This window comes from Cellulomonas humilata, assembly GCF_030814415.1.
GTDB classification, from domain to species: domain Bacteria; phylum Actinomycetota; class Actinomycetes; order Actinomycetales; family Cellulomonadaceae; genus Cellulomonas; species Cellulomonas humilata_A.
In genome coordinates this window covers 1236220-1258344 of sequence record NZ_JAUSVB010000001.1, presented here as the reverse complement: position 1 = coordinate 1258344, position 22125 = coordinate 1236220, and the positions used below count along the sequence as shown (strand labels likewise).

The following is a 22125-nucleotide window of genomic DNA, read 5'->3' as shown; positions in this document are numbered from 1 at the left end:
TGTCCGGCACAATCGGCGACGTGAACCTTCCTTCCTCGCACCCCCTCGTCGACGGCCGCACGAAGAATTCTTCGCTGGTCCGTGCATATTCCGGCCAGGCCCCGTCGCGACGGCCGGTGTGGTTCATGCGACAGGCCGGCAGGTCGCTGCCCGAGTACCGCGAGGCGCGCGTCGGGACGGCGATGCTGGAGGCCTGCCTGGACCCGGCGCTCGCCAGCGAGATCACCCTGCAGCCGGTGCGCCGGCACGACGTGGACGCGGCGATCTTCTTCTCCGACATCGTGGTGCCGCTCAAGCTCGCGGGCGTCGACGTGGAGATCAAGCCCGGCGTCGGCCCCGTGATGGGCTCCGCGGTCCGCACCGCCGACGACGTCGCCCGGCTGCGGGAGCTCGGCCCGCTGACACCCGACGCGCTGCAGCCCGTGTCCGACGGCGTCGCGCTCACCGTGGACGCGCTCGGCGAGACGCCCCTGATCGGCTTCGCGGGCGCCCCCTTCACGCTCGCCGCGTACCTGGTCGAGGGCGGCCCGTCGCGGGACCACCTCGCCGCCCGCACCCTCATGCACGCCGACCCGGCCACCTGGGCGGCGCTGACCGAGTGGGCGGCGGACGTCGCCGGCGCGTTCCTGCGCGCGCAGGTGCTGGCCGGTGCCAGCGCGACGCAGCTCTTCGACTCGTGGGCGGGGTCCCTGAGCCTGGCCGACTACACCGCGCACGTGGCCCCCGCGTCGGCCCGGGCGCTGACGCACGTCGCCGACCTGGACGTGAAGAAGGTGCACTTCGGCACGGGCACCAGCGAGCTGCTCGCGGCGATGCGCGACGTCGGCGCGGACGTCGTCGGCGTCGACTACCGGCTCCCGCTGGACGAGGCGAACCGCCGGCTCGGCGGCACCACGCCGCTGCAGGGCAACATCGACCCCGCGCTGCTGGCTGCTCCGTGGCCGGTGCTCGAGGCGCACGTCCGCGACGTCGTCGCGCGCGGCTCGGTCGCCCCCGGGCACGTGGTGAACCTCGGTCACGGCGTCCCTCCGGAGACCGACCCGACCGTGCTCACGCGCGTGGCCCGCCTGGTCCACGAGATCTGAGATGACCTGGGACGCGGTCGTCGTCGGGGGCGGGATCGCGGGGCTCGTCGCCGCGCGCGAGCTGGCCCACGAGGGCCTGCGGACGCTCGTCCTGGAGGAGCGCGAGACCCTGGGCGGCGCGGTCGCCGGGCACACGGTCGCGGGGCTGCGGCTCGACGCCGGGGCCGAGTCGTACGCCACGCGCGGCGGCACGGTCGCCGCGCTCCTCGACGAGCTGGGGCTGTCCGACCGCGTCTGCGCGCCCGAGCCGCACGGCTCCTGGGTGCACCTCCCGCACGGCGACGGACCCCTGCCGCGCACGGGTCTGCTGGGCATCCCGGCGGACCCGTGGGCTGCGCGCGGGACGCTCGGGCTCGTCGGGGCGGCGCGCGCGAGCCTGGACCTGGTGCTCCCCGCCACCGCAGCGACCTCGCTCGGCGACCTGGTCCGCCGCCGCATGGGCGCGCGCGTGCTGGACCGCCTCGTGCGGCCGGTGGTCGGTGGGGTGCACGCCGCGGACCCCGACGACCTCGCGGTGGACGCCGTCGCGCCGGGCCTGCCGGACGCGCTCCGCCGGGAGCGGGGCTCGCTCGCGCGGGCGGTCCGGAGCCTGCGGGCATCGGCTCCGGCGGGGTCGGCGGTGCAGGGGATCGCGGGCGGGATGCACGTGCTGGTCGACGCCCTGGTGGCGGACATCGAGGCGCACGGCGGCACCGTCCGCACGGGCACGTCGGTGACGTCCCTGGACGACGAGCGCGCCGACCGGTGGGTGCTGGCCACCCCGGCGGCGGTCGACCTGCTGGGGCTGACCGTCGGTCGCCCGGACCCGGGTGCGCAGGTCACGCTGGTCACCCTCGTGCTGGGCGACCCCGCGCTCGACGCTGCACCGCGCGGCACCGGGGTGCTCGTCGCGCGCGAGGCGACGGACGTCACCGCCAAGGCGCTCACGCACGCCACCGCCAAGTGGGCGTGGCTCGCGCAGGCCGCCGGGCCGGGCCGGCACGTGGTGCGGCTGTCGTACGGGCGGGCGGGAGAGGACGTGCAGCCCGACGTCGACCTGGCCCTGCGCGACGCGTCGGTCCTGCTGGGCACCCCGCTGTCCCGCGACCGGCTCGAGGGTCAGGCGGTCGTCCGGTGGACGCAGGCGCTGCCTCGGCCCAGCGCCCACCACGCGCGGGTCGTCGCCGACGTGCGGGCAGCGGTCGAGCCGCTCGCGGGGGTCGCGGTGTGCGGTGCGTGGGTGGCCGGCAACGGGCTGGCGTCGGTCGTGCCGGACGCCCGCGCGGCGGCGCGGTCGGTGATCTGAGGGAATTGCTTCGTCATTTTCTGACAACGCGTCGGCAAGCGGTGGAAGAATGTCGTGGGTCACATTTCTTGGCGGCATTTTCTGACAACCTGTCACGACCCCGTCACGGGGTTCTGGGAATGTCCCCGCGCTTCGACATCCCTGCGACGGAGGGGGACACTGGCCGCATGCTCCAGCACGTGCGGGTCGGGACCCGCGCGAGCGCGCTCGCGCTCACGCAGACCGGCCATGTGGTCGACGCCCTCGCCGTCCTCGGGCGTGGCGACCTGACCCTCGAGACCGTCCACGTCCGCACCGACGGCGACCGCCTGACCGGTTCCCTGCAGAGCCTGGGAGGCACGGGGGTCTTCGTCACTGCCCTGCGCGACGCCCTCCTCGACGGCCGCTGCGACGTCGCGGTGCACTCCCTCAAGGACCTGCCGACGGGCGACGCGGACGGGCTCGTGCTCGGGGCGGTCCCGCCGCGCGAGGACCCCGCCGACGCGCTGTGCGCCCGGGACGAGCTGACCCTCGCGCTGCTGCCCCCCGGCGCCCGCGTCGGCACCGGCTCCCCCCGCCGCGCGGCCCAGCTCCTCGCCGCCCGCCCCGACCTCGACGTCGTCGACATCCGCGGCAACGTCGACACCCGGCTCGGTCGTGTCGCCGGCTCCGCCACCGGACCCGGCGACCTGGACGCCGTCGTGCTCGCCCGCGCGGGTCTGGCCAGGCTCGGGCGGCTCGACGCCGTCACCGAGGCGTTCGGCCCGGGCACGATGCTGCCCGCACCCGGCCAGGGCGCGCTCGCCGTCGAGGTCCGCGCCGGGCTCGAGCCCGACGAGCCGCTCGCGCTGGCCCTGTCCGCGCTCGACCACCGCCCGACGCACCTCGCGGTCCTCGCCGAGCGGGCCCTGCTCGGTCGCCTCGAGGCCGGCTGCGCGGCACCGATCGGTGCGACGGGACGCCTGGCCGACGACGGCCGCACCTTGTTCCTCGACGCCGTGGTCGTCCGCCCGGACGGCAGTGCGTCGCTGCACCGCGGCCTGACGGCGACCCTGGGCACCGACAGCGCCGCCGACGCCCTCGCGCTCGGCGCCCGGCTGGCCGAGACGCTCCTCGACGCCGGCGCCGCCGACCTCGCCGCCCTGGGCGCCGTCCGATGACCGGGACCCCCGTGCTGCCGCTGTCCGGGTGGCGGGTCCTGGTCCCCCGCCCGACGGCCGGTCGCAGCCCCGCCGTCGTCGCGCTCGCCGCGGCGGGGGCCGAGGCGGTCGTCGTGCCCCTCATCGAGACGGTGCCGCCCGAGGACCCCACCGAGCTGGACGACGCCCTGCTCGCCCTCGAGTCGGGCTGGTTCGGGTGGCTCGTCGTGACCAGCGCCGCCGCCGTGCCCGTGCTCGTGGACCGCGCGCAGGAGAGCGCCGGCAGCCTGACGCAGCTGCTCGCCGACGGCCACGTGCGCGTCGCGGCCATCGGCCCTGGCACCGCCCGTGCCCTGCGCGACGTCGGCGTCGAGCCCGACCTCGTCCCCCGCGGCAAGTCGACGTCGCGCGGGCTGGTGGAGGAGTTCCCCGCGCCCACCGAGCCGGCCCGCGTGCTGTTCCCCCGCGGCGACCTGGCGGCGACGACGGTCGTCGACGGGCTGCAGGAACGCGGCTGGGACGTGGCCGACGTCGTCGCGTACCGGACCGTGCCGGCCGCCCCGCCGTCCGCCGAGGTGCGCGAGGCCTGGACCGACGGCACCATCCGCGCGGCCCTGCTCACGTCGGCCAGCACCGTCCGGGAGCTGGCGTCCCGACTGGGGACGCCACCGACGACCACCCTGATGATCGGCATCGGCCCGTCCACCGCCGCCGAGGCCGCGCGCCTGGGCCTGCCGCTGGCGGGCATCGCGACCGAGCAGACGATGATCGGCATGGTCGACGCCCTCACGCGTGCGGTCACCACCGTCCTGCCCGCCCCCGTCCCCAGCCCCGAGGAGCTCTGATGACCGACGCCCGTCGCGTCCGTCCGCGCCGGCTGCGCGCCACGCCCGCGCTGCGCCGCCTGACCGCCGAGACGCGGCTCGACGCCGCCCAGCTGGTGCTGCCGGTGTTCGTCAAGGAGGGCCTGACGGAGCCGCGCGAGATCAGCTCGATGCCCGGCGTCCAGCAGCACACCCGCGACTCGCTGCGGAAGGCGGTGGCGGAGGCGGCGCGCGTCGGGCTCGGTGGCGTCATGCTCTTCGCGATCCCCACGGTGCGGGACGCCGTCGGCTCGCAGGCGACCGACCCGGACGGGATCCTCAACCTCGCCATCGCGGACACCGTCGCCGAGGTGGGTGACGCGCTGGTCGTGCAGGCCGACCTCTGCCTCGACGAGTTCACCGACCACGGGCACTGCGGCGTCCTCACGCCCGGCGGGGCCGTCGACAACGACGCGACGCTGGTCCGGTACGCCGAGATGGCCCTGGCCCAGGCGTCGGCCGGGGCGCACGTGGTGGGTCTCAGCGGGATGATGGACGGCCAGGTCGGGTACGTCCGGGACGCCCTCGACGCCGCTGGTCGCGACGACGTCGCCGTGCTGGCCTACGCCGCCAAGTACGCGTCCGCGTTCTACGGACCGTTCCGGGACGCGGTCGAGTCCCAGCTCGAGGGCGACCGGCGCACCTATCAGATGGATCCCGCGAACCGCCGCGAGGCCGTCCGTGAGGTGGCCATCGACCTCGCCGAGGGTGCCGACATCGTCATGGTCAAGCCGGCCCTGGCGTACCTCGACATCCTCGCCGACGTGGCCGCCATGTCGACGGTTCCGGTCGCGGCCTACCAGGTCTCGGGCGAGTACGCCATGATCGAGGCCGCCGCTGCGCGAGGCTGGATCGAGCGCAGACGGGCGATCCTGGAGTCTGTGCTCAGCATCCGCCGCGCCGGTGCCGATCACGTACTCACGTACTCTGCGACAGAGCTGGCCGGTTGGCTGGCAGAGGAGATCCGATGAGCGTCACCACCACGACAGCGAAGACGAGCGCTGCCGCCTTCGCGCGCGCGCAGACCGTCATCCCGGGCGGGGTGAACTCGCCGGTGCGCGCGTACGGGAACGTGGGCGGCACGCCCCGGTTCCTCGCGTCCGCCCGGGGCCCCTACGTCACCGACATCGACGGCAACGAGTACGTCGACCTCGTCGGCTCGTGGGGTCCGGCCCTGCTGGGCCACGCGCACCCCGAGGTCGTCGAGGCGGTCCGCGACGCGGCCGGTCGCGGCCTCAGCTTCGGCGCGCCGACGGTCACCGAGACCGACCTCGTCGACGAGATCCGCTCGCGGGTCCCTCCGGCCGAGAAGGTCCGCCTGGTCTCCACCGGCACCGAGGCCACGATGACGGCGCTGCGCCTGGCGCGCGCGTTCACCGGGCGCGACCTCGTCGTGAAGTTCGCCGGCTGCTACCACGGGCACGTCGACGCGCTGCTGGCCTCGGCCGGCTCCGGCGTCGCGACCCTCGGCCTGCCCGACTCGGCCGGTGTCTCGGCCGCGGTCACCGGCGAGACCATCGTCGTCCCGTACAACGACGTCGAGGCCGTCGAGGCCGCGTTCGCCGAGCACGGCGACCGCATCGCCGCGGTCATCACGGAGGCCGCGCCCGCGAACATGGGCGTCGTCCCCCCGCTGCCCGGGTTCAACGCCGCGCTGCGCCGCATCACACTCACGCACGGCGCCCTGCTCATCCAGGACGAGGTCCTCACGGGCTTCCGCGTCGGGTACTCCGGCTGGTGGGGGCTCGAGGGCCTGCGCGAGGGCTGGGCGGCCGACCTGCACACCTTCGGCAAGGTCATCGGCGGCGGCCTGCCGGTCGCCGCGGTCGGTGGGCGCCGGGACGTCATGAGCCTGCTGGCCCCCACGGGCCCGGTCTACCAGGCGGGCACCCTGTCAGGGAACCCGGTGGCGACCGCGGCCGGACTGACGACGCTGCGGCTCGCCGACGCGTCGGTCTACGCCCGGGTCGACGCCGTCTCCGCGCAGCTGCGCGGTGAGCTCACGGCCGCGCTGTCGGCGGAGGGCCAGCCGCACGCCGTGCAGTGGGCGGGCAACCTGTTCAGCACGTTCTTCGGTGCCGACGCCGCCGCGCACGGTGCCCAGGACTACGCGGCCGTGCTGGCCTCGGAGTCGTGGCGCTACGCACCGTTCTTCACCTCGCTGCTCGAGTCGGGCGTGTACGCACCGCCGTCGCCGTTCGAGGCGTGGTTCGTGTCCGCCGCGCACGACGACGACGCGATCGACCGGATCGTCTCGGCCCTCCCGGCCGCCGTCCGCGCCGCAGCGCAGGCCACGGCACCGACCGCCTGAGATCGACGAAGGGACCCGCCACGCGGCGGGTCCCTTCGTCGTTCGTGCGTCGGTTCAGCCGGCCGTTCGGGCTGCGCCGACCAGTTCGGCGTCGTCGTCCGCGGTGACCGTCGCGGCCTCGAGGGCCAGCTCGTTGCGGTAGGCCCGCACGGACCAGGCGATGGCGCCGGCCCAGACGACCGCGATCGCGCCGAGAATGAGGCCCTCGGCGGGGGTGTCGCCCAGGCCGACCCACTCGCCGCGGATCAGGGTGCGGACGTTGGTGAGGACGATGAGGCCACCGACCGCCGAGCCCAGGATGCGGCCGGGGATCTTGCGGACGAGCCACGCGGCGATCGGTGCGGCGATGACGCCACCGACGAGGAGCGCGAGGACCCAGGCGGGGTTGATGCCCTGCGAGCCGAGCGCGATCAGGAAGCCGAGGCTCGCGGCGATCGCGACGAGGAACTCGGACGTGTCGATCGAGCCGATGACCTTGCGCGGCTCGATGCGGCCCGACGCCAGGAGCGCAGGGGTACCCACCGGACCCCAGCCGCCACCCCCGGTCGCGTCGACGAAGCCGGCGAACAGACCGAGGGGCGCGAGGAACCGCTTGCGCAGCGGGAGCCCGAGGCGGTCCTTGCGCAGCCCGAAGAGCGTGAACCGGATCAGGATGTAGACGCCGAGCGCGAGGAGGATCGCGGACATGACGGGCTTGGCCACGTCCGTCGCGAGGTTCGAGAGCACGTAGGCGCCGAGGAACGCGCCGACCGCTCCCGGCACGCCGATGCGCAGGACGACCTTCCAGTCGACGTTCCCGAACCTCCAGTGCGAGAGGCCCGAGACGAGCGTGGTGCCGATCTCGCTGAGGTGGATGGTGGCCGACGCGGCCGCCGGGTTGGTGCCGATGGCCAGCAGCAGGGTGGTGGACGTGACGCCGTACGCCATGCCGAGGGCGCCGTCGACCAGCTGGGCGGCGAGCCCGACGAGGGCGAGCAGGATCAACGAGCGCACGAGAGACCACCTCGGATGGGGGAGCGAACACCCGATAATCCCGACCGCCTTGGTCTACCGGTAGTCCCGTATCACGAGCTGAGATGGACGGTCGTATGGTGGACAGCTAGGGGTTGACCCAGGCATCCTCGCGAGCGCCGAGCTCACGGACGTGCGGCGGCAGCTCCCCGGACACCAGGCCGGCAAGCGTGACCTGGTCCAGCACGTCGCGGACGCTCACGCGCAGGGCTACCCAGACCTGCAGCAGCGCCTCCGCGGACCCGCCGTACTCCAGCGCGGTCGGCCGCTCGTCGCGGACCGTCACCAGCGGACCGTCGACGGCCCGGATCACGTCGGCGAGTGTGATCTCGTCCGCCGGCCGCGCCAGCCGGTAGCCGCCGGACCGACCGCGGACGCTGCTGACCACGCCGCCACGGCGCAGGTCACCCAGGATCCGCTCCAGGAACGCGACCGGGAGCTGCTGCCCGACCGCCAGGTCGTCCGCCCGCACGGGGTCCCCGTGAGGGGACGCCGCCAGCTCGGCACACGCCCGCACCGCATAGTCCGCCTTCGCCGAGACCCGCATGCCGTCGATTGTGCCCCGTGCGCGTCCCGGGAATACCCCCTAGGGGTATGGTGTTGCGCAAAGAGCACCCACTCGACCACCGGAACGAGGCCCTCATGCACGGCTACACGGACGCCAAGGACGACTACCTCAAGCGCCTGCGGCGCGTCGAGGGTCAGGTGCGCGGCATCGCCCGGATGGTCGACGAGGACGTGTACTGCATCGACATCCTCACGCAGGTCGCCGCCGTCACGAAGGCCCTGCAGGCCGTCAGCATCGGCCTGGTCGAGGACCACCTCGCGCACTGCGTCGTCGACGCCGCCCGCCAGTCCCCCGAGGAGGGAGCGGCGAAGGTGAAGGAAGCCTCCGACGCCATCGCCCGCCTCGTCCGCAGCTGATCGAAGGAGACCCACCATGACCACGACCACCACCACCACGTTCGGCGTCGACGGCATGACCTGCGGCCACTGCGTCTCCGCGGTCACCTCCGAGCTGTCCGCCCTGCCCGGCGTCCACGACGTCACGATCCAGCTGACGGTCGGGGGCTCGTCGACCGTCTCCGTCGTCTCCGACGCGCCCCTGACCGACGCCGCCGTCGCCGAGGCCGTCGTCGAGGCGGGCTACGCCGTCACGCCGAGGAGGTCCTTGCTGTGACCGATCGCATCATCGACCGCACCGCCGAACGCACGATCGACCTCGCGATCGAGGGGATGACCTGCGCCTCGTGCGTCGCGCGCGTCGAGAAGAAGCTGAACCGCCTGCCCGGCGTCGAGGCGACGGTGAACCTGCCGCTGGAGTCTGCGCGGGTGACCATCACGGCCGGCGAGACCACGGACAGCGACGCGCTCGTCGCGGCCGTCCGGTCGGCCGGGTACGACGCCACGGTCGTGGGCGCGCCCCCCGCACGGGAGCCGGAGCCAGCTCCGCACGAGCACCACGGCGCCTCCGCGGAGTTCATGCACCACGAGGGCATGGACCCGTTCGAGCACGCCCTGTCCGGGCACGCGATGGCGCCCGGGCACGACATGGACCCGGACGAGGACACGTCGGCACCGACCGACGCGCGCGGCACGGAGCTACGCAGCCGCCTGCAGGTCGCGAGCGTCCTCACGGTCCCCGTGCTGCTGCTCTCGATGATCCCGGCGCTCCAGTTCACGGGCTGGCAGTGGGTGGTCACCGCCCTCGCGCTGCCCGTCGTCACGTGGGCCGCCTGGCCGTTCCACCGGGCCGCGTTCCGGGCCGCCCGGCACGGCGCCTCGACCATGGACACGCTGGTCTCCCTCGGCATCATCGCGGCGACCGGCTGGTCGCTGTGGGCGCTGCTGTTCGGCGGTGCGGGTGAGCTCGGTCTGAACATGACCCCTTCTCTGTGGCCGCGCGCCGAGATGGGCATGGAGATCCCGGAGCTCTACTTCGAGGTCGCCGCGGTCGTCACGACGTTCCTGCTGGCCGGTCGGTACGCCGAGCACCGGTCCCGTCGACGTGCCGGTGACGCCCTGCGCGCGCTGCTCGACCTGGGCGCCAAGGACGTGTCGCTGCTGGTCAGCGGCACCGAGCAGCGCGTCCCGGTGGATCGCCTGCAGGTCGGCGACGAGTTCGTCGTCCGGCCCGGCGAGAAGGTGGCGACCGACGGCGTCGTGGTCAGCGGCACGTCCGCGCTGGACACCTCGCTGCTCACCGGCGAGCCGGTGCCCGTCGACGTCGGCCCCGGCGACGACGTCACCGGCGCGACCATCAACACCTCCGGCGCGCTCGTGGTGCGGGCCACCCGCGTCGGCGCCGACACCCGGCTGGCGCAGATCGGCCGGCTCGTCGCCACCGCGCAGACCGGCAAGGCACCCGTGCAGCGGCTGGCCGACCGCATCTCCGCGGTGTTCGTGCCCATCGTGCTGGTCCTCGCGCTCGGCACGCTGGCGGCCTGGCTGCTCAGCGGTGCCGGTGCGCAGGCCGCGTTCACCGCGGCGGTCGCCGTGCTGATCATCGCGTGCCCGTGCGCCCTCGGGCTGGCGACCCCGACCGCGCTGCTGGTCGGCACGGGTCGCGGCGCCCAGCGCGGCATCCTCATCAAGGGTCCGGAGATCCTCGAGCAGACCCGCACCATCGACACCGTCGTGCTGGACAAGACCGGCACGGTGACCGAGGGGCGGATGGCGCTCGTGGACGTCGTCGGCGACGACGAGGTCCTGCGGTACGCGGCGGCGGTCGAGCAGCTGGCCGAGCACCCGATCGGCCGGGCGATCGCGTCTGCCGTGGTCGAGCAGGACGGTCCGACCGGTACCGACGGCGTCGTCATCGGCGCCGACCAGGTGCACGACTTCCGGGCCGAGGCGGGTCACGGCGTCTCCGGCGTCGTCCGCACCGCGCACTCGGGTGTCGGGCTGGGTCGACGCGTCCTCGTCGGCAAGCCCGCCTGGCTGCGCGACCAGGGCATCGACCCGGCGGCGCTCCAGGACGCCGTCGACGCGGCCGAGGCCGACGGCGCCACCGCCGTGATGGTCGCCTGGGACGGCTCGCCCCGCGGCGTGCTGGTGCTGCGCGACCCGGTGAAGCCGACGTCCGCGCAGGCGGTCGCCGAGCTGCGGGCACTCGGCCTCCGGCCGGTCCTGCTCACCGGGGACAACGAGGGTGCCGCTCGTGCGGCCGCCCGTGAGGTCGGGATCACCGACGTCGTCGCCCACGTCCTGCCCGCCGACAAGGTTGCCGTCGTGGAACGGCTGCAGCGCGAGGGCGCACGCGTCGCGATGGTCGGCGACGGGGTCAACGACGCGGCGGCGCTCGCCACCGCCGACCTCGGCCTGGCCATGGGCACCGGCACCGACGTCGCCATCGAGGCGTCCGACATCACGCTGGTCCGGGGCGACCTGCGCTCCGCGGGCGACGCGATCCGGCTGTCCCGCCGCACCCTGCGGGTGATCAAGCAGAACCTGTTCTGGGCGTTCGCCTACAACGTCGCCGCGATCCCGCTGGCGGCCCTGGGACTGCTCAACCCGATGATCGCGGGCGCCGCCATGGCGCTCTCCTCGGTGCTGGTCGTCGGCAACTCGCTGCGCCTGCGCCGCTTCGAGTGAGGAGGTTCCGCCGGCGACCCCCGGCGGAACCCCCCGGCCTCAGTGGAACCGGCGGCCCTCGTCGCGGCGGTACGCCGTGACCGCCATCGCCGCGAACGCGGCGGTCCAGGCCAGCAGGACCAGCAGCGCGAAGCTGTACGCCTCGTAGCCGGTCACCGCCTGGACGGCGAGGTCGCGGGCCGCGCGCGATGGCAGCAGCTTGCTGATCGCGTCGAGCCAGGCCGGGAACGCCTCCGGCGGCAGGAACAGCCCGCCGGCGAACGCGAGCGGGAACAGCGTGGCCTGCACGACGGCGATCGCCGCCTTCGAGCTGAGCCGGTAGCCGATCGCCAGCCCGAGCAGCAGGAACGGCACCGCCACCGCGGGCACCATGACGATCGCGGCCAGCGCCTGGGTGGGCGTCACGGTCGCCGCCGTCAGGAACGCCCCCAGCAGCACGAGCGGCACCAGGGCGAGGTACGACCAGAGCACGCCGTTGAGCACCCGGCCCATGAGCCGCGGCCCGGCCCCGGCCGGGAGGGTGCGCAGGAAGGGGTCGAACGGCATCGCACGGTCCTCGGAGACGCCCACCCCGAACGAGAACAGGCACGTCGACATCACCGCGAAGACGCCGAGCTGGGCGACCGCCGCCGTAGCGATCGCCGGGTCGTCGGCCACCGCGCGCTGCGGGATGACGAAGAACAGCAGCGCGAGCGACGGGAACAGCAGGTTGCCGATCACGGCGATGGGGATGCGCACGGTCTCCAGGAACTGGAACTTCGCGTGGACGACGGCCAGCGCCCAGAACGGTCGCGTGGTCAGCGTGGTCGTGCTCATCGGACTGCCTCCTCGTCCTGTGTCAGTGCAAGGAACGCCTCTTCGAGCGACGCGCCGCGCAGCTCCAGGTCGGAGAACGGGACCTCCTCGACGACGAGCGCGCGCACCAAGCGGTCCGCATCGTTCGCGAGGACCGTCCACCGGCCGTCGGCCCCCTGCTGCGCGCCGTACGCGCCGGGCAGCCGCGCGAGGTCGTCCGCCACCGCACCCGGCAACGTGAAGATCACGCGGCGCAGCGCGACGAGGCCGAGCACCGACTGCAGGCTGTCGTCGGCCAGCACGCGACCGCCGCCGATGACGACGACCCGCTGCGCCAGCGCCTCGATCTCCTCCAGGTAGTGGCTGGTCAGCAGCACGGTCGCACCGTCGGCGTGGTAGTCCCGCAGCGCCTGCCAGAGGATGTGCCGCGCCTCGACGTCGAGCCCGGTGGTCGGCTCGTCGAGCAGGACCAGCCGCGGCCGGCCGACGAGCGCGAGGGCGACCGCTAGCCGCCGCTTCTGCCCACCGGACAGCCCGCCCGTCTGGCGGCCGACCAGGTCCTCGAGCCCGAACCGCGCCAGCACCTCGGCCCGGGTCATGGGGGACGGGTAGTGCTTGGCGACGAGGTCCACGACCTCCCCGACCGTCAGCGTCGGCGGCAGGCCGGTCTCCTGCGGCGTGGTGCCCAGCGCGATCCGCGACGACGCGACCCGCGGGTCCGCACCGAACAGCCGGACCGTGCCGGAGTCCGCACGGCGCAGGCCGCTGACCAGGCTGAGCAGGGTCGTCTTGCCCGCACCGTTGGGGCCGAGCAGCCCGACGAGCTCTCCCTCGCCGACCGTCAGCGACACGTCGTCGAGCGCGGTGACCGCGCCGAACGTCCGGGTCACACCGGTCAGCTCCACGACCGCGGTCATGATGCGTCTCCCAGCAGCTCTCGCAGCGACGTCGTGTACGTCTGGAACGCCAGCCGTCCGGCCAGCGTCAGTGCCACGTAGGTGGCCGGGGTCCGGCCCTCGTGGGTCTTCGTGATCTGCACGTAGTCCGCCTCCTCGAGTCGGCGCAGATGGGTGGACAGGTTCCCCGCGGTCATGTCGAGCAGCTTCTGCAGCCGCGGGAAGGCGATGCGGTCGTGAGCGCCGAGGGACGCCAGGGTCGCGACCACGCGCAGCCGGGCCTGCGCATGGATGACAGGGTCCAGCTCGACGTCAGCCACGGGAGCGGACCGTCTCGACGAGGGCACCGACGAGCAGCCCGCCACCGCCGGCGAGCGCCATCACCAGGTACGAGTCCGGGAACCCCGTGAGGGCCGCCGCCGCGCCGGTCAGCGCCATCCAGGCGCCGAGCACGTACATGGAGGTCGCGCGCCAGAGCAGGCCTCCGGCGATGTACAGCAGGCCGACCACCAGGGCCGCGATGGCGTTGGCCGCCAGCGAGATCACCGCGCCGGACGCTCCCGCCTGCGCCAGACCGCCGACGATCATGCTCTGCGCCAGGAACGCGACGGGCCACGCGACGCCGTACAGGGCACCCTCCCGGGCACTCGCCCCGGCGATGCCGCGCGTCCGGTGCATGACGTGCACGACCGTCACGGCGAGCGCGACGACCCCGCTCGCGATCGCGACACCCACGGCGAGGGCCGACGGGCTGCCGTCGTCGCGGGTGGTCAGCCACAGCGCGCCGTAACCGACGAGCCAGGCGGCGCCCCACAGCCCGAACAGCAGCGGGCCCGACGGACGCGTGTCCTCGGCGCGCGCGCGCTGCGCGGCGATGATCGCGAGCGCGTCCGCGAGGTCCGGCGCCGCGTCGGCGTCGGAGCGCGGGTCGTCTGTCGGCATCGCTCCTCCTGAGGTTTGCAACACAAACTAGTTTGCGATGGCCGCCCTGGCAACCCCTCTCCCCAGGCGGCATCCAGGTTGCGCCCAGAGACCCGGCCTACGCTTCGGGCATGACAGCGCCGCCGCCCACTGACGCGCGCCCGGACGATGCCGCGGCCGTCGGGACTGCCCCGCCGCCCTCCCAGCGCGCCTACCGCCGACGGATCACCACCGAGATCTGGATCGTCCTGGGCCTGTCGCTCGGCAAGTCCGGCCTCTACGCGGTGGTCAACCTCATCGACCGCCTGACCGCCGGCCCACCGCTGGGCGACCAGACGACGACGCTCAACCCCAGCCGGTCGCCGCGCCCGTGGCTCGACCTCACCTACCAGCTGCTCCAGGTCGGATTCGCGCTGGTCCCCGTCGCGCTGGCGCTCTACCTGCTGTCCGCCAACGGGAAGTCAGCGGTCCGCCGGATCGGGCTGGACTTCACGCGCCCGTGGCGGGACCTCGGGATCGGCGTCGGGCTCGCGGCCGCGATCGGCATCCCCGGCCTGGGCCTCTACGCGATCGCGCGGACCCTCGGGCTCGCCGTCGAGGTGCAGGCCTCCGCGCTGAACGCCGCCTGGTGGACCATCCCGGTCCTGCTGCTCGCCGCGCTGCAGAATGCGCTGCTCGAAGAGGTCATCGTCGTCGGCTACCTGATGGAGCGGCTGCGTGAGCTGCGCTGGAGCGCGCCGGCGATCGTCATCACCAGCGCGCTCGTGCGCGGCTCGTACCACCTGTACCAGGGCTGGGGCGCGTTCGTCGGCAACGCGATCATGGGCCTGCTGTTCGCCGAGTACTACCGGCGCAAGCGGCGGGTGATGCCGCTCGTGATGGCGCACACGCTCATGGACACGTTCGTGTTCGTCGGCTACGCGCTGATCCCCGCCGCGTGGATCGCGATGCTGGGCTTGAACTGAGCCTCTGAGCTGAGCCTCAGACGTCCGCCGAAGGGGTGCCCAGCTCCCGGACCGCGCCCTTCGTCGCGAACCCGCTGACGATCAGGATGACGCCGCCGACGAAAGCGAAGATGCCCAGCAGCACGACGACCACCGAGACGACCGTCTGCGGGTGCGTCAGCATCAGCAGGCCGAACAGGAAGTTCACCAGCCCGAAGGTCAGCACCCAGTACCAGCCGGCGTCCCGCGCCCGATACAGGACGACCGCCGCGATGATCCCGAGGATCCCGAGGATCAGCACCCAGCCGGCGATCAGGTAGAAGAGGATCTGGGCGGTCTCGGGGGTCCAGACCACGACCACGATGCCGATCGTGAGACTGAAGAGCCCGGACAGCAGGAACCACCCCGCCCCGGGGTCCTTGCGGTTCACGAACCACTCCACCACGGCGACGATCCCGTCGAGGATGGCGAAGATGCCGAAGATCCAGACGAGAGCCGTCACCGACCACAGCGGCTGCACGAGCATGAGCAGGCCCAGGACCAGCAGCACCACCCCGCGCAGCACCGGGAGCCACCAGCTGCGGCTCAGCGCGGACGAGATGTCGGCGGTGGTCAGGTCGTCTGACATCGGTGCCTCCACAGGGAGTCGGTTCGACGCGAGCGGCAAGAGCGTTCGAGCGTCACGGTAGTGGACGACCCGGACGAAGCACCCCGACGCGCGCAGACCTCCGAACCGGCAGGTCAACCAGCAGAACGACGGCGCGGACCCGCCCTGACGGGCGTATGCGGCACGGCTGCCTAGACTCGCCCGTATGTCCGCGACGCCCGCCAGCCGCGCGGACGTCGACGCGGGTGCCACCGTCGACGTCCCCGCGCCCGTCGGCGAGCCCGGACCCGGCGCCGAATCCCCCGCTCCTGACCCGTCCGACACGTCCGGCATCGAGATCGTCGACGTGCCCGCGGTCCGTGTGCACCACCCGAGCGACCTGCTGGCCATGGTGCTGTCGGTCCTCGGCATCGCGCTCGTCCTGGTCCTGGCCACCTACGCGCACAACACGACGACCGGCGTGGCCGAGGACGTCCAGGGGTTCGCCAGCCTGCTCAACCGGATCCTGTTCGTCCCCCGCGTCGGCCTCGAGATGTTCGTGACGCTCGCCGTCCCGCTCGCCGTCATCACCGAGCTGGCGTTCCGGCGGCTGGGCCGGCAGCTGCTCGAGGGCCTGATCGCGGCGTTCGTGGCACTGGTCCTCAACATCGCCGCGCTGTGGGCCATCGAGACGTTCGGCTCCACGGAGCTGGTCATCGGGATGTCCATCCGGGCGAACGGCCAGTGGGTGGTCACGCTCCCCGGGTACGTCGCGCTGCTGGTCGGCCTGCTCACCGTGGTCGGGCCGCGCGGTCGGCGCCGCACCGTCAAGTGGTCGTGGAACCTGCTCTGGATCGCCGTCGGCGTGCTGCTGATCACCGCCGGGGTGTCGCTGCCCGGCCTCGTCGTCTCGTTCCTGATCGGACGCGTGACCGGTCTCGGCGTCCGGTACCTGTCGGGCGTGCTGTCCGAGCGGGCATACGGGGAGAGCCTCGTCGCGGGCGTCCGGCGGGCCGGGTTCGAGCCCGTGCGGCTGCTGCGGGTGGCCGACTCGACCACCGAGGAGTCCGCCCACGACACCCCGCTCGACGGCGACCAGGCCGCCCGCGCGCTGACCCGCTCCACCGACCACCGCCTGTACGAGCTGACGACGCGCGACGGCGAGGAGCTCGACCTCGTCGTCGTCGACGGCGACCGCCAGGTGGTCGGCATGCTCAACCGGCTCTGGCGGTCCCTGCGGATGCGCGGGATCGAGGGCCGCTCGGTCGTCTCGCTGCGCCAGGCCGCCGAGCGCGCCGCGCTGCTCGCCTACGCCGCCCGCGCCGCCGGGGTCCGCACGCCCCGGCTGCTGAGCATCGCCGAGGCGGACGACTCGATGCTGCTGGTGCAGGAGCGCCCCGACCGCGCGGTGCCGCTGAGCGACCTCGACGCCGACCAGCTCACCGACGAGGTGCTCCAGGAGATCTGGGCCCAGCTGCAGCTCGCGCACGACGCCGGGATCGCGCACCGCTCGCTGACCAGCGACGTCCTGCTCGTCGAGACCGTCGTCGGCCGCCCGATCGTCTGGCTGACCAGCTGGGAGCAGGGCGACGTCGCGTCGTCCGACCTGGCGCGGCGGATGGACGTCACCCAGCTGCTGGCGCTGCTCGCCCTGCGCGTCGGCGCGACGCGTGCGCTCGACTCCGCGGCCACCGTCCTGCCCGACGAGCACATCGCCGCGATCGGCCCGCTCCTGCAGATGATCACGCTGCCGCGTCTCACGCGTGACGAGATGCGCGCGAACAAGAAGGTGCTGGCCGAGCTGCGGTCCGCGCTCGTCGCCCACCTGCCCGAGGCCGACGTCGAGCCGCAGCAGCTGGTCCGGTTCGGCGCCCGGACGGTGCTGACCATCGTCGTGCCGATCGCCGCGATCGTCTTCGTCATCACCAGCATCAACGTCGAGGAGATCACCTCCGCGCTCGCTGCGGGCGACTGGCGCTGGACGGTCGTCGCGTTCGCGCTCGGCCTGGTCACCCTGTTCGGCGCCGCCCTGGCGTTCGTCGCGTTCTCCCCGGTCAAGCTGCCCTTCTGGCGCGCGACGCTGGTGCAGACCGCCGCGACGTTCGTCGGGCTGGCCGCCCCGGCCGGCATCGGCCCCGCCGCGCTCAACCTGCGGATGCTCACCCGCCGCGGCGTCTCGACGAGCCTCGCCGCGGCGACCGTCGCCCTGGTCCAGGTGAGCCAGTTCGTGGTGACCCTCGCGCTGCTCCTGGTGCTCAGCATCGCGTCCGGCTCCAACGAGTCCGCCCTGCCGATCTCGCCCGCCGTGCTGTTCGCCATCGGGATCGTCGCCGCGCTCATCGCGTCCGGCCTGCTGGTGCCCAAGGTGCGCCAGTGGGTGCTCGCCAAGACCATGCCAACCCTGCGGCAGACCTGGCCCCGGCTCATCGAGGTCCTCGGTCAGCCGTGGCGCCTGGCGCTGGCGGTCGCCGGCAACCTGCTGATGACGCTCGGCTTCATCTTCGCGTTCGACGCGAGCCTCGCCGCGTTCGGCCAGGAGGCCAGCCTGATCCAGGTGGCCCTCGTCTACCTCGCCGGCAACACCGCGGGCGCCCTCGTGCCCACCCCCGGCGGCATGGGCACCATCGAGCTGGCCCTCGCCGGCACGCTCACCAGCATCACCGGCATCAACGCCGGTATCGCCACGTCGATCGCGGTGCTGTTCCGGGTGGCCACCTACTGGCTGCGCATCCCGATCGGCTGGGCGGCCATGCGCTACCTGCAGAAGACCGGCGAGCTCTAGACACACCTCCGGGCCGGCACCTGTGCGGTACCGGCCCGGAGGGTCGAACTCGTCAGGCCAGCGCCTTGGCCTTCAGCTGGTTGAACTCGTTCTGGTCGATCGTGCCCGCGTCGAGGAGAGCCTTGGCGTCGGCGATGTGCTCCGCCGGCGACTTACCCGCGGCGACCTCGCGGATGTAGCTGTCAGTGTCCGACTTGGCCTGCTGCACGGCCTGCATCTGTCGCTCCGCCATCCCCTTGCCCCGGGCGATGATGTAGATCAAGGCCGTGAGGAATGGGACGACGATCAAGAAGATGATCCAGACGGCCTTCCACCACCCGCTGAGCGCGTGGTCACGGAAGAGGTCCCCGATGATCTGGAACAGGATGACGAGGTAGGCGAAGAACAGGAACCACCAGATCAGCAGCCAGAACCACTGTGCAAAGCTGTCCATGTGACCTTCTCTCAACGGCGGCTGTCCTCTACTGGCTAGCCCGCTGGGCAGAGGCTAACCGACGAGTCGCCCGAATTGCGAGAATGTTCACACACACGCCTGACCTGCGACATCGCAGAACCCCCCGGCCCGATGGGGCCGGGGGGTTCTGGGAAGAACGTCGTTGATCGCGGAATGCGACCGCTCTCAGGCCGCCGCGTGCTCGCGCTGCGCCGGCACCAGCTCGATCACGCTGCGACGAGCAGCGAGCCCGGCCCACGCCTTGACGCGAGGGGCCGGAAAAGCCGGGGTGGAGGTCTCGGACGGGTCTGCTGAGTACCCACGCTGGTCCATGACAGGTCCTGTCTGTTCGGTAGCCCGGCTGACCATGTAGGTCCCGTGGCTTTGCGTCCCCTCTTCGCAGAGGGTTTGCCGTTTTCGCTGACAAGTCAGACATTAGAGCAACATGAGAGTCCGTGGAAGCGTGTCAACAGACCAAAATCGGACATCCGTCCATTTCACCCGGTCGGGCGTATCACCGATAGTTTCGCGGGACTCCGCGTGGGCGTTCACCCGAACGTGAACGAGAAGGCCTGGACCCCCTCGGAGACGGACAGCTCGAGGGTCCCACGACCCACGGACTCGTCGGTGACCAGCGAGTATGCCCGCGGCGAGCCGCTGACGGCCACCTCCACGCGGTCCACCACCTGCCCGTCCTCGGCCCGAACGGTCGCCCGGACGCTCCCGGATCCTCCGAGCACCACCTGCACGACCTTCGCGTGGTAGCGCAGACGCAGCGCAGCATCGGCGCCCGCCGTCGCCCCCTGGTAGTCCGTCGTCCACGTGCCGCCGAACGACACGGTGTCCGCCGCCTGGTCCTGCGGGAGCGTGTAGGTGGCCTCCCCCTCGCGGTAGTCGCCGGCCACGTTCGACTTCTTGCTCACCGACAGGAACGTCTCCGGCGTCACGTCACCCTCGGGCGTCGTGTCGTCCACCTGGGTGCGGGCCGGCAGGTCCACCCCCGGATCGGCCTGCTGGAGCAGCTCGCGGATCAGGGACTCCGTGCGGGCGTAGCCGCCCTCGCCCTGGGACACCTGGCGGACCTGGCCGTCGGCGTCGATCAGGTAGTGCGCCGGCCAGTACCGGTTCCGGTACGCGGTCCACGTGGCGTACGCGTTGTCCTGCGCCACCGGGTATGTGATGCCCAGCCGCTGCGCACCGTCGACGACGTTGCGGGTCTCGCGCTCGAACGCGTACTCGGGGGTGTGCACGCCGATGACGACCAGGCCGTCGTCGCGGTACGCCTCCTCCCACGCCGTCACGTGCGGGACCGAGCGCTGGCAGTTGATGCAGGAGTACGCCCAGAAGTCGAGCAGCACGACCTTGCCCCGCAGGTCCGCCAGATCGACCGGCGCACCGTCCGGCGTGTTCAGCCAGGTATCGATACCTCGGATCGCCGGCGCCGGCCCGCAGTCCTCCAGCTCCGCGGAGCTGTTGGTGCACTGCGCCAGCTGCCGGTTCTCGTCCGTGACCAGCCCGCCGAGGTCGAGCTGCTCACGCACCGTCTCGTTGGCGGCGACCGACGCCTGCAGCGACTCTGTGTAGCCGGGCAGAGCGCGCTGGATCGCGTCGGTGAGGTTGAACGCCAGCGCGAGGGCCAGCGCGATCATCAGCACCCCGCCCGCCGCCCGGATCCCCCGCTGGTGCGTGCGGAACGCGGCGATGCGCTCGGCCACCTTGCGACCCGCGAGCGCGAGGATCAGCAGCGGGATCGCGGCACCGAGCGCGAACGACACCGTCAGGACGACCGTGCCCGGACCCACCGAGCCCGTCGCCCCCGCGACCGTGATCGCCGCGAGCACCGGGCCCGCGCACGGCACGTACACGGCGCCGAGGCCGAGCCCCAGCACGAAGCCGCCCCTGGCCGCACCCGGTGCCCGCTTCGGGGTCAGCCGCTGGAACGGACGCTCCAGGACCTCCTCGAACCGCGGGACCAGCAGCCCCAGGCCCAGGAGTGCCAGCACCGCGATGCCCGCCCAGCGCAGCAGGTCCTGCGGGAGGCCGAGCAGGTTGAGCAGCACCGTGCCGACGAGGGTGACCAGCGTGAAGCTGGTGACCAGCCCTGCGATGACGAGGTACGGGCGGCGGGCGGCGACGCGGTCACGTCGCCGGTCGTCCGACGTCGGGACGGGCCGGTCGAGGGTCGCGACGGAGCCGGCGCCTGCTGACCCGGCACCGCCCGACAGGAACGACGGTTGCGCCATCGCCCCCACCGACCCGGCGGCGCCCTTGGCGTTGTTCCCCGTCTTCACTGTGGGTCGCCCGCGTGCACCCTCCACGCCGCCCGCGAAGAACACCACGGGCAGCACAGGCAGGATGCACGGCGAGATGCCGGTGATGAGGCCACCGACGAGGCCGATGAGCGCGAGCGTGAGCAGGTCCATGGCCGGGGTTCGCCGCCGCGGACCCCGGGGATGGGTCGAACGGCGGTCGAGAACGGATCGAGAAGTCGTCGGCAATCCCACCCATCCGCTCCCCGGACCGCCCCGAACCCCACCCGAGAGATCACCGGGCGGGTACCCACCCGGACCACGATTCAAGGGAGAGCCACCATGCGCACCACGAACCGCACCCGCATCGCCGCCGTCCTGCTCGCCGGCGTCACGGGCCTCGCCCTGACCGCCTGCAGCTCGGGCTCGGCCGACGACACCGCAGGCTCCGACTCGTCCGCGTCGATGGAGGCGCCCATGGAGACCGAGACGCCCATGGACGACGCGATGACCGCCGACCCCGCCGCTGACCTCGTCGGCCCCGGCTGTGCCGACTACGCCGCCGCCGTCCCCGACGGCCCCGGCTCCGTGACGGGCATGTCGACCGACCCGGTCGCCGTCGCCGCGTCGAACAACCCGCTGCTCACCACGCTCGTGGCGGCCGTGTCCGGCCAGCTCAACCCGGACGTCAACCTGGTCGACACCCTGAACGGCGACGAGTTCACGGTCTTCGCGCCGGTCGACGACGCGTTCGCCAAGATCGACGCCGCGACCATCGAGGCCCTCAAGACCGACTCCGCGACGCTCTCCTCGATCCTCACGTACCACGTGGTGCCCGGGCAGCTGTCGCCGGACATGATCGACGGCACGCAGACCACCGTCCAGGGCGGCACGGTCGAGGTCACCGGCTCCGGCGACACCCTCATGGTCAACGGCGCCAAGGTCATCTGCGGCGGCGTCCACACCGCCAACGCGACCGTCTACCTCATCGACTCGGTCCTCATGCCGACGATGTGACGACCCGGCGGACCGGTCGCTGCGGCAGCCGGTCCGTCTGCGCACGCCCGGCACCCCTGACGCCGGACGAGCCGCGGAGCCCCCTCGCAGGGTACGGCGAGGGGGCTCCGTCGCGTCCGGCCGCGACTGCCGCCGCCCGGCCGCGCCCGCCGCCGCTCGCCGCGCGAGATCGTGAGTTTCCGACGAGATCGGCAGTTGCAACTGCCGATCTCGTCGGAAACTGCCAATCCCGCCG

At 73.0% G+C, this 22125-nt stretch carries 22 protein-coding genes and 1 riboswitch; of the genes, 12 read left to right on the top strand and 10 right to left on the bottom strand.

Features of this window, described 5'->3' with window-relative positions; genetic code table 11:
• Positions 1-20 precede the first annotated feature (20 nt).
• The 6 genes from hemE to hemL all read left to right on the top strand — a co-directional run bounded on the left by hemE (position 21) and on the right by hemL (position 6662).
• Positions 21-1085: a uroporphyrinogen decarboxylase gene (hemE, locus tag J2X26_RS05955; protein WP_307490613.1), complete on the top strand. Its 1065-nt coding sequence runs from the start codon at positions 21-23 to the stop codon at positions 1083-1085.
• A 1-nt stretch (position 1086) separates the two neighbouring features.
• Positions 1087-2370, top strand: a complete 1284-nt coding sequence (locus J2X26_RS05950) for a protoporphyrinogen/coproporphyrinogen oxidase (RefSeq protein ID WP_307490611.1) — start codon at positions 1087-1089, stop codon at positions 2368-2370.
• Positions 2371-2537: 167 nt separating this feature from the next.
• Positions 2538-3509, top strand: coding sequence for a hydroxymethylbilane synthase (gene hemC, locus J2X26_RS05945; RefSeq protein ID WP_307490610.1), 972 nt, complete (start codon positions 2538-2540; stop codon positions 3507-3509).
• Positions 3506-4333, top strand: a complete 828-nt coding sequence (locus J2X26_RS05940; protein WP_307490608.1) for a uroporphyrinogen-III synthase — start codon at positions 3506-3508, stop codon at positions 4331-4333. Before hemC ends, J2X26_RS05940 begins: the two co-directional genes overlap by 4 nt.
• Positions 4333-5322 carry a porphobilinogen synthase gene (hemB, locus tag J2X26_RS05935; RefSeq protein ID WP_307490606.1) on the top strand — a complete coding sequence of 330 codons (990 nt, stop codon included), beginning with the start codon at positions 4333-4335 and terminating at the stop codon, positions 5320-5322. Before J2X26_RS05940 ends, hemB begins: the two co-directional genes overlap by 1 nt.
• On the top strand, positions 5319-6662 hold the full coding sequence (hemL, locus tag J2X26_RS05930; RefSeq protein ID WP_307490604.1) for a glutamate-1-semialdehyde 2,1-aminomutase: 1344 nt from the start codon (positions 5319-5321) through the stop codon (positions 6660-6662). Before hemB ends, hemL begins: the two co-directional genes overlap by 4 nt.
• A 54-nt stretch (positions 6663-6716) precedes the next feature.
• On the opposite strand, the gene J2X26_RS05925 is transcribed toward hemL, so the two are convergent.
• Positions 6717-7655: a sulfite exporter TauE/SafE family protein gene (locus J2X26_RS05925; protein ID WP_307490602.1), complete on the bottom strand. Its 939-nt coding sequence runs from the start codon at positions 7653-7655 to the stop codon at positions 6717-6719.
• Between the two features lie 106 nt (positions 7656-7761).
• A complete protein-coding gene (locus J2X26_RS05920; RefSeq protein ID WP_307490600.1) occupies positions 7762-8220 on the bottom strand; it encodes an RrF2 family transcriptional regulator in 459 nt (152 codons plus the stop codon).
• Positions 8221-8315: 95 nt separating this feature from the next.
• Here J2X26_RS05920 and J2X26_RS05915 point away from each other — a divergent pair, with 95 nt between their 5' ends.
• The 3 genes from J2X26_RS05915 to J2X26_RS05905 are packed head-to-tail and all read left to right on the top strand — an operon-like array spanning position 8316 to position 11267.
• Positions 8316-8597 carry a metal-sensitive transcriptional regulator gene (locus tag J2X26_RS05915; protein WP_056086768.1) on the top strand — a complete coding sequence of 94 codons (282 nt, stop codon included), beginning with the start codon at positions 8316-8318 and terminating at the stop codon, positions 8595-8597.
• Between the two features lie 16 nt (positions 8598-8613).
• On the top strand, positions 8614-8853 hold the full coding sequence (locus tag J2X26_RS05910) for a heavy-metal-associated domain-containing protein (RefSeq protein ID WP_307490597.1): 240 nt from the start codon (positions 8614-8616) through the stop codon (positions 8851-8853).
• Entirely contained in the window at positions 8850-11267 is a 2418-nt protein-coding gene (locus J2X26_RS05905; RefSeq protein ID WP_307490595.1) for a heavy metal translocating P-type ATPase, read from the top strand. The genes J2X26_RS05910 and J2X26_RS05905 overlap by 4 nt, the downstream gene beginning before the upstream one ends.
• A gap of 39 nt (positions 11268-11306) precedes the next feature.
• Here J2X26_RS05905 and J2X26_RS05900 read toward each other — a convergent pair whose 3' ends face one another.
• From J2X26_RS05900 to J2X26_RS05885, 4 genes are read right to left on the bottom strand one after another with little or no spacing between them, the layout of a single operon-like run.
• The gene (locus tag J2X26_RS05900; RefSeq protein WP_307490593.1) at positions 11307-12083 is read right to left on the bottom strand and encodes an ABC transporter permease; all 777 of its coding nucleotides are present in this window, start codon (positions 12081-12083) and stop codon (positions 11307-11309) included.
• A complete protein-coding gene (locus J2X26_RS05895) occupies positions 12080-12979 on the bottom strand; it encodes an ABC transporter ATP-binding protein (protein WP_307490591.1) in 900 nt (299 codons plus the stop codon). The genes J2X26_RS05900 and J2X26_RS05895 overlap by 4 nt, the downstream gene beginning before the upstream one ends.
• Entirely contained in the window at positions 12976-13278 is a 303-nt protein-coding gene (locus J2X26_RS05890) for a transcriptional regulator (RefSeq protein ID WP_307490589.1), read from the bottom strand. The genes J2X26_RS05895 and J2X26_RS05890 overlap by 4 nt, the downstream gene beginning before the upstream one ends.
• On the bottom strand, positions 13271-13900 hold the full coding sequence (locus J2X26_RS05885) for a hypothetical protein (protein WP_307490588.1): 630 nt from the start codon (positions 13898-13900) through the stop codon (positions 13271-13273). The genes J2X26_RS05890 and J2X26_RS05885 overlap by 8 nt, the downstream gene beginning before the upstream one ends.
• A gap of 110 nt (positions 13901-14010) precedes the next feature.
• Between J2X26_RS05885 and J2X26_RS05880 the strand changes: the two genes are divergently transcribed.
• The gene (locus J2X26_RS05880; protein ID WP_307490586.1) at positions 14011-14844 is read left to right on the top strand and encodes a CPBP family intramembrane glutamic endopeptidase; all 834 of its coding nucleotides are present in this window, start codon (positions 14011-14013) and stop codon (positions 14842-14844) included.
• Positions 14845-14860: 16 nt separating this feature from the next.
• Here the strand turns inward: J2X26_RS05880 and J2X26_RS05875 are convergent, their stop codons facing one another.
• Positions 14861-15451, bottom strand: a complete 591-nt coding sequence (locus tag J2X26_RS05875) for an HdeD family acid-resistance protein (protein ID WP_307490584.1) — start codon at positions 15449-15451, stop codon at positions 14861-14863.
• A gap of 184 nt (positions 15452-15635) precedes the next feature.
• Between J2X26_RS05875 and J2X26_RS05870 the strand changes: the two genes are divergently transcribed.
• Complete coding sequence (locus J2X26_RS05870) at positions 15636-18191, top strand: lysylphosphatidylglycerol synthase transmembrane domain-containing protein (protein WP_307490582.1); 2556 nt, start codon at positions 15636-15638, stop codon at positions 18189-18191.
• A gap of 52 nt (positions 18192-18243) precedes the next feature.
• Here the strand turns inward: J2X26_RS05870 and J2X26_RS05865 are convergent, their stop codons facing one another.
• From J2X26_RS05865 to J2X26_RS05855, 3 genes are all read right to left on the bottom strand, one after another.
• On the bottom strand, positions 18244-18624 hold the full coding sequence (locus J2X26_RS05865) for an SHOCT domain-containing protein (RefSeq protein WP_307490581.1): 381 nt from the start codon (positions 18622-18624) through the stop codon (positions 18244-18246).
• Between the two features lie 186 nt (positions 18625-18810).
• Positions 18811-18957, bottom strand: coding sequence for a hypothetical protein (locus tag J2X26_RS05860; protein ID WP_156374094.1), 147 nt, complete (start codon positions 18955-18957; stop codon positions 18811-18813).
• 15 nt (positions 18958-18972) lie between these two features.
• A riboswitch (cyclic di-GMP riboswitch) is annotated at positions 18973-19047 on the bottom strand.
• A 125-nt stretch (positions 19048-19172) separates the two neighbouring features.
• Entirely contained in the window at positions 19173-21047 is a 1875-nt protein-coding gene (locus J2X26_RS05855) for a cytochrome c biogenesis protein DipZ (RefSeq protein ID WP_307490577.1), read from the bottom strand.
• A gap of 168 nt (positions 21048-21215) precedes the next feature.
• Between J2X26_RS05855 and J2X26_RS05850 the strand changes: the two genes are divergently transcribed.
• Complete coding sequence (locus J2X26_RS05850) at positions 21216-21890, top strand: fasciclin domain-containing protein (RefSeq protein ID WP_307490575.1); 675 nt, start codon at positions 21216-21218, stop codon at positions 21888-21890.
• The last annotated feature ends 235 nt before the right edge of the window (positions 21891-22125 follow it).

What these genes read in the sequence shown, in the direction of transcription:
- J2X26_RS05910 (WP_307490597.1), top strand. Translation starts at nt 8,614, where the DNA reads ATGACCACGACCACCACCACCACGTTCGGCGTCGACGGCATGACCTGC.
- J2X26_RS05855 (WP_307490577.1), bottom strand. Translation starts at nt 21,047, where the DNA reads ATGGACCTGCTCACGCTCGCGCTCATCGGCCTCGTCGGTGGCCTCATC.
- J2X26_RS05895 (WP_307490591.1), bottom strand. Translation starts at nt 12,979, where the DNA reads ATGACCGCGGTCGTGGAGCTGACCGGTGTGACCCGGACGTTCGGCGCG.
- J2X26_RS05885 (WP_307490588.1), bottom strand. Translation starts at nt 13,900, where the DNA reads ATGCCGACAGACGACCCGCGCTCCGACGCCGACGCGGCGCCGGACCTC.
- J2X26_RS05880 (WP_307490586.1), top strand. Translation starts at nt 14,011, where the DNA reads ATGACAGCGCCGCCGCCCACTGACGCGCGCCCGGACGATGCCGCGGCC.
- J2X26_RS05915 (WP_056086768.1), top strand. Translation starts at nt 8,316, where the DNA reads ATGCACGGCTACACGGACGCCAAGGACGACTACCTCAAGCGCCTGCGG.
- J2X26_RS05860 (WP_156374094.1), bottom strand. Translation starts at nt 18,957, where the DNA reads ATGGACCAGCGTGGGTACTCAGCAGACCCGTCCGAGACCTCCACCCCG.
- hemB (WP_307490606.1), top strand. Translation starts at nt 4,333, where the DNA reads ATGACCGACGCCCGTCGCGTCCGTCCGCGCCGGCTGCGCGCCACGCCC.
- J2X26_RS05865 (WP_307490581.1), bottom strand. Translation starts at nt 18,624, where the DNA reads ATGGACAGCTTTGCACAGTGGTTCTGGCTGCTGATCTGGTGGTTCCTG.
- J2X26_RS05875 (WP_307490584.1), bottom strand. Translation starts at nt 15,451, where the DNA reads ATGTCAGACGACCTGACCACCGCCGACATCTCGTCCGCGCTGAGCCGC.
- J2X26_RS05920 (WP_307490600.1), bottom strand. Translation starts at nt 8,220, where the DNA reads ATGCGGGTCTCGGCGAAGGCGGACTATGCGGTGCGGGCGTGTGCCGAG.
- J2X26_RS05850 (WP_307490575.1), top strand. Translation starts at nt 21,216, where the DNA reads ATGCGCACCACGAACCGCACCCGCATCGCCGCCGTCCTGCTCGCCGGC.
- J2X26_RS05900 (WP_307490593.1), bottom strand. Translation starts at nt 12,083, where the DNA reads ATGAGCACGACCACGCTGACCACGCGACCGTTCTGGGCGCTGGCCGTC.
- J2X26_RS05940 (WP_307490608.1), top strand. Translation starts at nt 3,506, where the DNA reads ATGACCGGGACCCCCGTGCTGCCGCTGTCCGGGTGGCGGGTCCTGGTC.
- hemL (WP_307490604.1), top strand. Translation starts at nt 5,319, where the DNA reads ATGAGCGTCACCACCACGACAGCGAAGACGAGCGCTGCCGCCTTCGCG.
- J2X26_RS05870 (WP_307490582.1), top strand. Translation starts at nt 15,636, where the DNA reads ATGTCCGCGACGCCCGCCAGCCGCGCGGACGTCGACGCGGGTGCCACC.
- J2X26_RS05950 (WP_307490611.1), top strand. Translation starts at nt 1,087, where the DNA reads ATGACCTGGGACGCGGTCGTCGTCGGGGGCGGGATCGCGGGGCTCGTC.
- hemC (WP_307490610.1), top strand. Translation starts at nt 2,538, where the DNA reads ATGCTCCAGCACGTGCGGGTCGGGACCCGCGCGAGCGCGCTCGCGCTC.